Genomic DNA, 12286 nt, shown 5'->3' on the forward strand with positions numbered 1-12286 from the left:
AATAGCGTTTGGGGATGGGGGTATAAGAAAAAATGATGGCTGCCGGGTCACAGCAGCATGGCGCCCGGCCAGGCAGCGCTTGTGCACAAGCGGCGCACCACGTCGACGGCCAGCTTGCTGATCGCGGTGACGGCGGTGGTTGGCGGCAGGTTGCGCGAAGCACACAGCACCACGGTGCGGGAAATAGCAGGCTCGACGATGTCCAGCCAGCGCATCTGGCCGCGCTCGATCTCCGGCAGCACCGGCGCCACGGGCAGGATGGTGGCGCCCATATCGGCCATCAGTGCCGATTTGAGGATGGCGATCGAATTGATTTCAATGACGCCTGCCGTGGCCAGTCCGGCAGCCTGGGCCACGGTTTCGATCCGTGGCCGCACGCCGTGCTGCAGGCCGGGCAGGATCAGCGTGGCGCCCAGCGCCTCGGCCAGCGTCACCGCCGTGCGGCCCTGGAACCATGGCGCATCGGCACGGCAGATGAAGCGCAGCGCTTCCTCTGCCAGCGGGGTGGTCGCGAACGGCGTCAGCTGGCCGTCGTCGAACAGCACGGCCAGGTTGACCCGGCCGGATTTCAGCTGCTCGGCCAAGTGCCCGGTCAGTTCTTCCGTCAATTGCAATGTGATATCCGGATACTGTTCGCGCGCCGCCGCAAGCAGCGGAAGTGCCAGCGCGGCGGAAATACTGTGCGGCAGCCCGAGCGTGACGGTGCCGGTTGGCCGGGCCGACTGGCTGACGGCCGAGCGCGCATCGGCGACCTGCTTCAGGATCGCCTGGGCATGTTCATAGAACACCTTGCCGGCATCGGTGCTGTGCACGCCCTGGGCACTGCGATGCAGCAGCAGGGCGCCCAGCTCTTCTTCCAGCTGGCGCAACTGTTGAGTCAGCGCCGGTTGCGCGACGTGCAGCACGCCAGCGGCGCGCGACAGAGAGCCGTGTTCCACGATCGCAACAAAATACCGTAACTGGCGCAGTTCCACAGTTTCCGAAATGCCTTATTTAGTTCTTTTAAGAAATGCGTTGCTATACTGATCGAATTAGCAACCCTCGGTCGGTCCCATGCTCAAGAAAGTCGCATCATCGCAGTTAAAGCCAGGCATGTACATCCATGAGCTGTCGTGCGACTGGATGAGCCATCCTTTCATGCGCAACCGCTTCCTGCTGTCCAGCGACACGGAAATCCGCAAGATCCATGACGCTGGCATTCGCATTGTGGTCATCGATACGGACAGGGGACTCGATGCGGACGCGCCCACGGTCGAACAGGCCGCCGCCGCGACCGAAGCGGAAGTGCAGCAGATTGCCGCACCGGCGGCGCGCCCTGCCAGGGTGTCGCTCGGCGAGGAGCTCGGGCGGGCCGCCCAGATCCGGCGCCAGGCGTCCGACCTGGTCAAGAACGTGATGAACGACGCCCGGCTCGGCAAGGCGATCGAGGTGGGGCCGGTGCAGCCGGTGGTCCAGAACATCACGGAATCGATCCTGCGCAATCCGGGGGCATTGATGGGGCTGCTGCGCATCAAGACCAAGGACGATTACACCTTCCTGCATTCGGTCAGCGTGTGCACGCTGCTGGTCGCGTTCTGCCATGTGCGCGGCATGGATGATGGCACGGTGCGCGAAGCCGGCCTGGGCGCGCTGCTGCACGATACCGGCAAGGCATTGGTGCCGGATGCCATCCTGAACAAGCCCGGACCGCTGACGGACGAAGAATTCGCGATCATCCGCCGGCACCCGGAAGACGGTTACAACATCCTGCGCCGTTCGCCGGACATCGGTGACATCGCCCTCGACATCACCCGCCACCACCACGAGCGGGTGGACGGCTCGGGTTATCCGAACAGGCTGGTCGGCGACGGCATCAGCGAGCTGGCGAAAATGGCGGCCATCGTCGACGTCTACGACGCGATCACGGCCGATCGCTGTTATCACAAGGGAATGCCCGCAGCGAGCGCGCTGCGCAAGCTGCACGAATGGAGCAAGTTCCATTTCGATCCGCAGTTGGTACAGGCCTTCATGCGCTGCGTGGGCATCTATCCGGTCGGCACGCTGGTGCTGCTGGAATCGGGCCGGCTCGGCGTCGTCGTCGAGCCGCATGAAAGCAATCTGCTGGCGCCGAAGGTCAACGTGTTCTTCCATACGAAGCGCAACGGGTACATCCGGCCGGAACTGGTGGACCTGGCGCGCGGTTTCGGCGCCGGTGGCGCGGACAAGATCGTCAGCCACGAAAATCCGGCGCGCTGGAACGTCGACCCGGCGCGCTTCATGATCCCGGCCTGACGAGGCCTGCGGTTCAGTGCCTCAGAAGAACTCGGCGGTATCGTTCGATTCGACGGTCTGCAACTGGCCGCCGCTGACCAGCTCGTCGTAATGGCATGCCATGTTGCGGCCGTGGCTCTTGGCGAAATACAAGGCCTGATCGGCGCGGCCCAGGATGATCACCGGTGCTTCATAGGCACTGATCGCCACGAAGCCGATACTGACGGTCACTTTCCCCACCTGGGGGAACTCATGCTGCTCCACGTTCATGCGGAAGCGGTCGATGATCATTCTCGCGTTGTCCAGCGTCGACGAACGCAGCAACACCACGAATTCCTCGCCGCCGAAGCGGAACACGCGGTCCTGCGCACGGAATGACGACGTCAGCAGGTTGGCGATCAGGATCAGCACCTCGTCGCCGTACAGGTGGCCAAAGCGATCGTTGACGTGCTTGAAGTGGTCGACGTCCACCACGGCCAGCCACTGCTTTTCCTCGTTCGTGCGCTGGCGGCGTTCCGTCTCGCCCGGCAGCAGTGTCAGCGCATCCTGTTCGGCGCCCGAGGCCTGCAGCATCTTGTTCAGCTGGTCGTCGAAGGTCTTGCGGTTCAGCAGGCCGGTCAGCGAGTCGCGTTCGCTGTAGTCGAGCAGGTTCTGGAAATTTTTGTACACGCTGACGATGCCGCGGATGACGTGGATCGTGTCGGGAGTATAGGGCGTCGGATCGACGACCTGCAGGCATGTGTCGGCCTTGGCGCCCAGCCAGATCGGCAGCCACAGCGTGTGCTTGCCGTCTTCATCCACCTCGTCGGCGGCCGGCTCCTGGCGGGCGATACAGCGCTCGAGCGCCGGGAAATGCGCGATCGGTTCGCCGGGGCTGGCGGGATCGAAGCCATCCTCCATCATGGCCGCCTGCCCGGCGATGACCATGGCGCGCGACCGCACGTACAGATGGCCGCGCACATTGGCCAGCGTCAGTACGCGGGCGCGGCTGGCGCCAGCCAGCTCCTGTACCGCCGAGATCACGGAGATATCCAGCATCGTGTGATCTCGGTGGCCGGTCATGTCCACCATGTGTTTCAGCAGGGAATCCATACTCTCGTCTAGATGGTTACGGCAGTGCTTGCAGATCAATAAGGCACACAGTGACGTCGAGCACGAGGCCTTTCCCAAGGACAGTTAATCAGAATAAATGTTTTTTGTATCAAGAGCAATTATTCAAATCAAAAATCGTAAAAAACGCAACGATTCTATCTGTATGCGAGGAATTGGCGGGTTCTCTCGGCGCAGCGCCGGCCATGCCACACTCGATTATGTTCCGTGGGGCAAGCTTGTGCCAAATCAAGGTTTCCAGGCGGCATAAAACTATAGTGGTCGTAATGGCGCAGGGCAATGGACCCGGGAGCACCAGGATCAACTCAACCACAAGTCGTTACAGGAGGAATCATGAAAGCACTGATCGTTGCAGCCCGCAAGTTCGCCCAGGACGAAGAAGGTATCACCGCCATCGAATACGGCCTGCTGGCAGCCGTGATCGCAGGCGTGGTCGTCACGGCATTCGGCTCGCTCGGCACTACCCTCACGGGTGTATTCACCAATATCGGCACCAAGATCAATACCGCTCTGGGAATCACGTCGCCGTCGACGCCGGCCCCCTAACCGAAGGCAGACCCGCCGGCTTGTGCCGGCGGGTCTTTCACGACGGGCGCACCCATGAACCTGGCACTTCAAATCCTGCTGCTATGGCTGGTGCTGCAGGCAGCAGTGACCGACCTAGCGCTGCGGCGCATTCCCAATGTACTTGTCCTGTCGGGAGTTGTTCTGTCGGTGTTGTTGCACTGGCGAACCGGTGCGGAGGGCGTCCTGCTGTCCACCTGGCTCGCCGGCCTGGCCACGGGCTTTTTTCTGTTTCTACCACTGTATTTACTGCGCGGCATGGCCGCTGGTGACGTCAAGCTGATGGCGATGGCGGGAGCGTTCGTTGGCCCTGCGCTTGCGCTGCAAATCGCAGTCCTGACCTGCCTGATCGGCGGCATGCTTGCACTGGGAATGCTGGTCGCGAATGGCCGCTGGCGCATTCTCCTGCAAAACCTGAAAACCCTGCTGTGGCCACTGTTGTGCCGCGTGGCCGGCTATCCCGTGCAAGCTGTGGTGATCGATCGTCAGGCGAGTGCTGGCGGTATTCCCTATGGCGTGGCAATCGCCCTTGGCACGGCCGCCGTCGTGCTGGAGCAACACGGATTTGCTTTTGTTTGAGATCAATATCCACCAGGAAACCCCTCGATAAGATTGCTCCTCTACAACGGAGGAGCGCAACGATGGACCTTCAAATCACCGCAGGCGAGCACACCGAAGGGCAATCCCAGCTGCCCCCGCAGCCGAAGACGGTGCGCGAAACAGGGTTGGAGCTTCCCCTGCTTGCCGAGCTGCTTGCCAAACAACTGTTCAGCTCCGGAAAGACTCACTTGCCCGTGCTCACGACACGGCTGCGCCTGCCGATCAACGTACTGCGCGAAGTGCTCGACTTCATGGTCGCCGAGCAACTGGCCGAAGTCGCATGGCGCGGCGATACCGACATCGATGTGCAGTACCAGCTCACCGCCGCTGGCCGCCAGCGTACGGTTGCCTGGCTCGAACGCAGCCAGTACGCGGGGCCTGCGCCGGTGCCGCTGGAAGCGTATCGCGCACAGGTGCAACGCCAGTCGGCCTTGTTGCGGAGCGTGGCGGCGGAAGATGTCGCCAGCGAATTCAGCGGCGACTGCCTGCCAGCCAGCGTGCGCGAACTGGCCGGTGCCGCATTGCATGCCCACCGCTCGCTGCTGCTGCACGGCCCATCCGGGAGTGGCAAGACCACGCTGGCGCGCCGGCTTGGCCGGCTGTTGCAGGGCGCGGTGAGCGTACCGTACGCGATCCTCATGGGCGAGGAGATCGTGCAGGTATTCGACGGCGCGGTCCACCAGCCGATGGCACAGGCTACGGGCCGGCCGGTCGGCGAACGGCGCAGCACGGACAGCCGCTGGGCGCTGTGCCACCGTCCCGTGCTGCACATGGGCGTGGAATTGACGCTGGACATGCTGGACCTGCGCCACGACCCCTTTTCGGGCTGTTACCAGGCGCCGCCGCAGGTGAAGGCGGCCGGCGGCATGGTCATCGTGGACGACCTGGGCCGGCAGCGCGTGCCCGCCGCCGAGCTGCTGAACCGTTTCGCGCAGTCGCTCGACACAGGAGCCGAGCATCTGGTGTTGCAGGGCGGCCGCAAGTTCGCCGTGCCGTTCGACGTGACGCTGATTTTCATCACCAATCTGGAACCGCAGTCGCTGCTCGACCCATCGTCGCTGCGCCGGCTGGGCTACAAGGTGCACGTGGGTCCGATCGGCGAAAGCGCCTATCGCACCTTGTTCCGCCAGCAATGCCGCGCCCTGAACATCGTGCCGGATGAGGTGGCACTGGGTTACCTGATCAATGAATTGCACCGGGGCGCTGGCCAGCCGATGCTGGCCAGTTTCCCGCGCGACATCCTGTCGCGCATTGCCGACTTCGCCACGTTCACGGGCAAGCCGCCGGCGATGTCGGTCGCCACCGTCGACCAGGCATGGTCGAGCATGTTTACCACCATGGACGCGCAGTTCGAAGCTGCCGCCGAGACCACACTGTTCGAGAGGATCGCATGAAAAACCGTCGTGCTTACATGATGATGGCGTTCGCCATCGTGCTTGGCCTGGGCGCAGTCGCCCTGGCGTCGCGCTGGCTGTTGCAGCAGGCGCCGGGCACTGCCGCTGCCCACATCGTCGTCGCCACCGCCGATGTCAACCTGGGGCAACGCCTCGGGCCCGAGACCGTAAAACTGACCGAATGGCCGGCCGACAGCCTGCCGTCCGGCGCACTGCATGATCCGTTGCAGCTGTCTGGCCGGGTATTGAAGACCAGCGTGCTGCGCGGCGAACCGCTGACGGAGGCGAAGCTGGCCCCGCTCGGCACACTGGGCGGGCTGTCGGCGCTGATCACCGAAGGCCAGCGTGCGATCACCGTGCGCGTCAACGACGTGGTTGGCGTGGCCGGCTTCGCGCTGCCCGGCAATTTTGTCGACATCCTCGTCAGCACGCAGTCCGATACCGACGCTGCCGAGGGCCGCGAGGCGATCTCGAAGATCGTGCTGGAGCGCATTCTCGTGCTGGCGGTAGCGCAGGAGGTCGGGCGCGACGATACCAAGCCGCGCGTCGTCAATGCCGTCACGCTGGAGGTATCGCCGGAGCAGGCGGAAAAGCTGGACCTGGCGCGCAGCGTCGGCACCTTGTCGCTGGTGCTGCGCAACCAGATCGATCCGGAACCCGGCACGACCGTCGGCGCAACGAAGAGCAGCCTGCTCGGACTGGCCCCGCCGAAACCGGTCAAGGTCGCGGCCCCGGCGCCACGTGCGCCGGCACGGCAAGCAAGCGCCGTTCAGTACCGACACTGCATCGGCGCCATCGATGGGCTGCGCAGCCGCAAAGAATGCCTGTGAGGAAGCTGACATGAAACTCTATTCCGCAATGCTGCTTGCCGGCCTGTCGGCAACAGTCCACGCCGGTGCGGCATCATCCGTGCAGGTCCTACCCGTGGCGGCGGCCGTGACCGGCGTCCCGCTGGCCGAGCCGGGCGCCCGCAAACCGCCAGCCGCCGAACGGGTCGACGGCCCGCGCTGCCGCGGCCAGGCCGCCGCACCCGGCCAGCTCGCTTTGCAGCTCGGCAAGTCCACGCTGCTGCGCTTGCCGGAAACGATCGTCAACCGCAGTGTCGGCAATCCGGCCGTGTTGCAGGCGATGGCAGTGGCACCCGATACGCTGTACCTGGCCGGCGCCGATGTCGGCAGCACCAATATGATCGTGCAGGTCAGGAGCGGTGCCTGCAGCGTGATCGAAGTAACCGTCGCGATGGATGTGTCGGCGCTGCAGGCCTCCCTGGCGGCGCTCTTGCCGGACGAAAAAGACATCCGCGTCAGCGCCGCTGCCGATACGGTGGTGCTGAGCGGCACCGTGTCCGACGGCACCACACTGTCGCGCGTGGTGGAACTGGCACAGGCCTACGTGCGGCGGCCAACGAGACCGCTGGCCAGCGGCAAGGATGGCGATGCCGGCGGCGCCGGCGGCGCGGCGCAGAACAGCGCCAGCGGCGCGCGCATCGTCAACATGCTGGGCGTCAGTGCGCCCCAGCAGGTGATGCTCGAAGTAAAAATCGCCGAAGTATCGAAGACCCTGCTCGACAAGCTGGAAGCCGGCACGGCCATGCGCCTGCGCGGCGGTGAATGGACGGCCTCGCTGGTGTCGAACTTCCTCAGCGGAACCTTGCAAGGCGGGCTGGAACTGTCCAAGTCGCCGCTCAACGCCCTGCGGCTCGACGCGCAGCGCGACCATGGCCTGGTGCGGATGCTGGCCGAACCCACGGTGATGGCGATCAGCGGCCAGGAAGGCAGCTTCCTGGCGGGCGGCAAGATCTTCATCCCGGTCGCCCAGGACAACAACAAGGTGTCGCTGGAAGAGAAGGAATTCGGTGTCGGCCTGCGCTTCACCCCCACGGTGCTGGCTGGCGGCCGGATCAGCCTGAAAGTGGCCCCGGAGGTATCGGAACTGTCGCGCGACGGGGTCGGGCTGACTGCCAGCGGCCTCAACGGTGCCGCAATCCTGCCCCTGATCACGACGCGCCGCGCCACCACGACCGTGCAGCTGTTCGACGGCCAGAGCTTTGCAATTGGCGGCCTGATCCGCAATAACCAGGTCAGCAATATCGGCGCGCTGCCGGTGCTGGGAGAGGTGCCGGTGCTCGGTTCGCTGTTCCGCAGCACCGATTTCCAGCAAGACCGGACCGAGCTGCTGTTCGTGATCACCGCGCACCTGGTCAAGCCTTTGCCGCCGGGTGTGGCATTGCCGACCGATGCGCTGCAGCCGGCCCGCGGTGCCAACTTGTTCATGATCGGCAAGATGGAAGCCAACGTGCCTGCCAGCCCGGCAGCCCCGCCCGCGCAGCCCCCAGGCCCTTCGTCCGCGCAGCCTTCCGCGTTCCAGCTGAAGTAAGGAGATTTCAATGAAAACCCGATTGATCATGGCAACGATGGTGTGTGCGCTTGCCGGTTGCGGCGAGGCCATCATGCGTACCACCCCACAGTGGGACGCCCGTTTCGGCGATGCGACGCGGGCCGCGTTCGCGCAGCAGGTGATCCACCCCGGTGCCGGCCGCGACAGCCGGCCGGCGAATGGGCTGGATGGCCATAGCGCGGCCGCGGCGCAGCTGCGCTACCAGAAATCGTTCGCTGAAAAGCCGCCCGCGCAATCGACGTTCACCATCGGCGTCAGTGGTGCGCAATGAACCCCGCGATGAAACCGCTCCCGGCGTTCGCGCGCCGCCCGCGCGGCGTGATCATGGTCCTGTATGCGCTGATGCTCATGCTCATCCTGGGGTTCACCGGGCTGGTCGTCGATCTGGGCGTTGTCTACATGCGGCGCGCCCAGTTGCAGACTTTTGCCGACAACATGGCCATCAGCGCGGCATACCGCTTGAACGGCAGGGCTACCGGCCTGGCAGCCGCCGACGCGGAGGTCTATCTCAAAGCCTCCGCGCTGCCCGGCGTTAGCGAAGATGACATGGTGACGGACATCTTGCGCTTCAGCGCGGATCCGTATGCCGCGGAGGGAGACTGGCTGCCGAAAGACGGCATTGGATCCACCCCGGGGCGGTCGGCCGCCGACATGCTGTACGTCCGCATCGATATCGGCGCATTGGGCGCCGGCGTACGCGAGTGGCAACCGCTGTTGATGGGCATCTTCGGCGGCATGGCGGCGTTCGACGTGCGCCCGGTTGCCGTGGCTGGCCGCCGCTCGCTGAACGTGACACCGCTGGCGATCTGCGCGCGGAACACGGATCCCAACGCGACCCGTATCAGTATGTCCGCCAAGGCTAACATTTCCGAGCGGGTAGCCTATGGTTTCCGCCAGGGAGTCACCTATAACCTGCTGAAGCTGAATCCCCATGGCACGGAGCCGGCCTTCTACTATGTGGATCCACTGACGCCACCGGGCGAGGGCGGTGGCCCGGGCGTCATGACGGCTACCGTGATGGCGCCGTTCATGTGCTCCGGCACGCTTGCTTATCCCCGCATCGGCACCGGCAGGCTGAGGATCGCCAGGCAGCAGGCGTTTGGCTTTGCAACACAGCTCAATTCCCGCTTCAACCTGTATGGCGGCGCTGGCAACGTCTCGCTGGACTGCACCCGTGACGCGGCACCACCCGACATCAACATCATGAGCTACGCGCAGGCAGGCGCCGTCTGGCAACAGGACAAGCCTGTCAACACCAGCGCCGCGTCAAGAGTGATCGGTACCGAACTCGCCACCGTCGCCGACGTGTCGCCGGCGACCTTGCTGGCCCTGAAACCTGCGCCGACCGAGTACGGCGTTCGGTGGGCGTTCCGCAGCCCCCGTACTCCCGGCAATGCCAGGATCGTCAACTCCTGGGATGTGCTGTATCCGTCCACATCGATCTATCCCGCGCCGCAGTTCTGGCCCGTGGTTGCGCCATATTTTGCCGACAGGAACGGAAGCACCTACGACACGGAGCCAGCTCCCCGCAGGCCGGCCGTGGAAGGGCGCCGGCTGATGCATATTCCTTTGCTGCAATGCAGTGCGGCCGACGGCGCGGACATCACGAGTGCAGTCGTGCTTGCCTATGGCATGTTCTTCCTGAGCGCCCCGGCCAGTGCCACCGAGGTGCCCGGCGAATTCTCCGGTTTCGTCAGCATCGCCGACGAGAACAGGCTGCTCGGCAGCGTGGAGTTGATCCGATGAACCGCCGACTGTACCGCGAGCGCGGCATCGCCGCCATGGAGATGGCGGTCGTGACCATGTTCAGCATCGTCGTCCTGGCCATGATCGTGCTTGTCGGCCGCCTGACCTGGCACGCCGTCGCGCTCACGAAGGGTGTCGCGAACACCAACCGCATCGTTGCCACCTTGCCGAGAACGACGCTCGTCGGCGGGGCGAACGCCCTCAAGGCGTTTGCGCAAGACACTCTGTACGGTGTCACCGCATCCGCCGGCATCGACATGCAGCCAGACAGTGAAACATTCTCAGTCACGTGCGGCGGGAGAATTTGCGCCGACAACAATTTCGGATCCATCCAGGTCGACGCAACTATCTATTTCCGCGACACGATCTTCGACAGCGATTTCCATCACGTCATTCCCGAAGCACTCACGATCAGTTCCATATCCACTCAAACCTATGCCACTACCTTTCCCGCCGTGTCGACCAACTGACGCCCGCGGCATCGTCACCATCGAGCTGGCGCTCGTGCTCGGCGCGTTCCTGCTGATCATGCTGGGCACGCTCGAGGTTGCCCGCCTGCTGTACGTGCTCAATACCGTGCAGGATGTCACGCGGGTGGCGGCGCGTGCCGCGGCGGTGACGGATTTTGCAGACGACACCGCAATGGCGGAGATCCGCGCGCATGCGCTGTTCACCTCCGGCAATGGCACGCTGCCGCTGCTGCCGGAACTCGGTACCGCGCAGTTGCGCATCGAGTACCTGGGCCAGGCGGCCGACGGCACGGTGACCGGGATCGCCCGGCCGCCTTCCCCGGCGCAGAACCTCGTCAATTGTGCCCTCAGCCCGCACGCCGGGCCGTGCATCCGGCTGGTACGCGCCAGCATCTGCGGCACGACCGGCCCGGGTGGCGCCTGCACGCCGCTGCCCTATCGACCGATGTTGGGCATCGTTCCCGGCTTCGGATCGCTGTCGATCCCTCCCTCGGCCACCCTCGTCAAGGCCGAGTCGCTTGGTTACATCCCTGGCGAGAACAACGTTCTTGAATGAAGGAAAACATGCCATGAAAGCACTAATGATCAGCAAGGATAGCCTGCTGCATGCCGAGATCGCCGCGCAGGGTTCGGCGCGCATGCCGGCACTGCAACTGGTGGCGTCGCGCCAGGGTCTGCGCGACGCCGCCGAACGGCCGCTGGCCGATCCGCCCGACCTGGTGATTTTCGATGCAGGAGGCATCGCCCCGGGCGAATGGGAAATCGTCGAAAGACTCGCACGGCAATATCCGAACGCACGCTTCATGCTGCTGGCGCGCGAGGCGCACCACGATCTGCTGATCCGCGCGATGCGGGCCGGCATGCGCGAGGTACTGCAGCTGCCGCTGGTACACCGTGCTTTCCATGAAGCGATGGACCGCATCGAGATCGAAACCGGCGTCACGCGGATGCGCGACGGCAAGGTGCTGTCCTTTATCGCCTGCAAGGGCGGCAGCGGCGCCACCTTCCTGGCAACGAATTTCGCCTATGCGCTGGCGACACTGGCCGACAGGAAGGTACTGGTGATCGACATGCATGGCCAGTTCGGCGATGCCACGCTGTACGTGTCGGACCAGAAGCCGGCCATGACGCTGGCCGATGTCTGCGCCCAGATCAACCGCGTGGATGGCGCCTTCCTCGATTCATGCCTGGTACACGTGACGCCGAACTTCGGCGTACTGGCCGGGGCCGACGATCCGGCCAAGGCGGCCGGCATGAAGCCGGAGCACATGGAAACCATCCTGCGCGTGGCGCGCCAGCATTACGACTTCATCGTGCTGGACGTGGGCCGCCAGATCGACGCGCTGTCGCTGCGAGCACTCGACAATGCGGACACGATCTACCCGGTGCTGCAGCTGGCGCTGCCGGATATCCGCGACGGGCGCCGCCTGCTCGACATCTTCCGCTCGCTGGGTTACCCGATGGAGCGCACGCGCCTGATCGTCAACCGCTACGAAAAGGGTGGCAAGCTGCGGCTGGCTGACCTGGAGCAGGCGCTGGGCGCGGACGTGGTGCACACCGTGCCGAACGACTACCTGTCGGCGACGGACTCGGTCAACCAGGGCATCCCCGTGCTGCAGCTGTCGCGCGGCAGCCTGGTCGCACGCAGCCTGGCGGACCTGGTGGAAGTGGTGACGGAGCGCCGCGTCACGGAATCGAAAGGCCTGTTCGACCGGCTGTTCGGCCGCAGCCTGGCCGAAGCCTGACCGAACCCTG

At 64.6% G+C, this 12286-nt stretch carries 13 protein-coding genes; 11 read left to right on the forward strand and 2 right to left on the reverse strand.

The window, feature by feature from the left end:
• Nucleotides 1–47: 47 nt before the first annotated feature.
• Nucleotides 48–974: a LysR substrate-binding domain-containing protein gene (locus ACY34H_RS01465; protein ID WP_464975702.1), complete on the reverse strand. Its 927-nt coding sequence runs from the start codon at nt 972–974 to the stop codon at nt 48–50.
• A gap of 79 nt (nt 975–1053) precedes the next feature.
• Between ACY34H_RS01465 and ACY34H_RS01470 the strand changes: the two genes are divergently transcribed.
• Nucleotides 1054–2271 carry an HD-GYP domain-containing protein gene (locus ACY34H_RS01470; protein WP_464975703.1) on the forward strand — a complete coding sequence of 406 codons (1218 nt, stop codon included), beginning with the start codon at nt 1054–1056 and terminating at the stop codon, nt 2269–2271.
• 21 nt (nt 2272–2292) lie between these two features.
• On the opposite strand, the gene ACY34H_RS01475 is transcribed toward ACY34H_RS01470, so the two are convergent.
• Entirely contained in the window at nt 2293–3342 is a 1050-nt protein-coding gene (locus ACY34H_RS01475; protein WP_464975704.1) for a GGDEF domain-containing protein, read from the reverse strand.
• A gap of 351 nt (nt 3343–3693) precedes the next feature.
• Here ACY34H_RS01475 and ACY34H_RS01480 point away from each other — a divergent pair, with 351 nt between their 5' ends.
• The 10 genes from ACY34H_RS01480 to ACY34H_RS01525 all read left to right on the forward strand — a co-directional run bounded on the left by ACY34H_RS01480 (nt 3694) and on the right by ACY34H_RS01525 (nt 12276).
• On the forward strand, nt 3694–3906 hold the full coding sequence (locus ACY34H_RS01480; RefSeq protein WP_464975705.1) for a Flp family type IVb pilin: 213 nt from the start codon (nt 3694–3696) through the stop codon (nt 3904–3906).
• 54 nt (nt 3907–3960) lie between these two features.
• Complete coding sequence (locus tag ACY34H_RS01485; RefSeq protein ID WP_464975706.1) at nt 3961–4503, forward strand: A24 family peptidase; 543 nt, start codon at nt 3961–3963, stop codon at nt 4501–4503.
• Nucleotides 4504–4565: 62 nt separating this feature from the next.
• The gene (locus ACY34H_RS01490; RefSeq protein ID WP_464975707.1) at nt 4566–5918 is read left to right on the forward strand and encodes an ATP-binding protein; all 1353 of its coding nucleotides are present in this window, start codon (nt 4566–4568) and stop codon (nt 5916–5918) included.
• Nucleotides 5915–6748 carry a Flp pilus assembly protein CpaB gene (cpaB, locus tag ACY34H_RS01495; RefSeq protein WP_464975708.1) on the forward strand — a complete coding sequence of 278 codons (834 nt, stop codon included), beginning with the start codon at nt 5915–5917 and terminating at the stop codon, nt 6746–6748. The genes ACY34H_RS01490 and cpaB overlap by 4 nt, the downstream gene beginning before the upstream one ends.
• A 10-nt stretch (nt 6749–6758) precedes the next feature.
• On the forward strand, nt 6759–8294 hold the full coding sequence (locus ACY34H_RS01500) for a type II and III secretion system protein family protein (RefSeq protein ID WP_464975709.1): 1536 nt from the start codon (nt 6759–6761) through the stop codon (nt 8292–8294).
• Nucleotides 8295–8304: 10 nt separating this feature from the next.
• The gene (locus ACY34H_RS01505; RefSeq protein WP_464975710.1) at nt 8305–8586 is read left to right on the forward strand and encodes a hypothetical protein; all 282 of its coding nucleotides are present in this window, start codon (nt 8305–8307) and stop codon (nt 8584–8586) included.
• Nucleotides 8583–10061: a pilus assembly protein TadG-related protein gene (locus tag ACY34H_RS01510; protein WP_464975711.1), complete on the forward strand. Its 1479-nt coding sequence runs from the start codon at nt 8583–8585 to the stop codon at nt 10059–10061. Before ACY34H_RS01505 ends, ACY34H_RS01510 begins: the two co-directional genes overlap by 4 nt.
• Nucleotides 10058–10531 (forward strand): hypothetical protein, encoded by a 474-nt coding sequence (locus ACY34H_RS01515; RefSeq protein WP_464975712.1) that lies wholly within the window; start codon nt 10058–10060, stop codon nt 10529–10531. Before ACY34H_RS01510 ends, ACY34H_RS01515 begins: the two co-directional genes overlap by 4 nt.
• Nucleotides 10497–11087 (forward strand): TadE family protein, encoded by a 591-nt coding sequence (locus ACY34H_RS01520; RefSeq protein WP_464975713.1) that lies wholly within the window; start codon nt 10497–10499, stop codon nt 11085–11087. Before ACY34H_RS01515 ends, ACY34H_RS01520 begins: the two co-directional genes overlap by 35 nt.
• A gap of 13 nt (nt 11088–11100) precedes the next feature.
• On the forward strand, nt 11101–12276 hold the full coding sequence (locus ACY34H_RS01525; protein WP_464975714.1) for an AAA family ATPase: 1176 nt from the start codon (nt 11101–11103) through the stop codon (nt 12274–12276).
• Nucleotides 12277–12286: the final 10 nt, after the last annotated feature.

The sequence above is a fragment of the Pseudoduganella sp. jia 9 genome, from assembly GCF_055502615.1.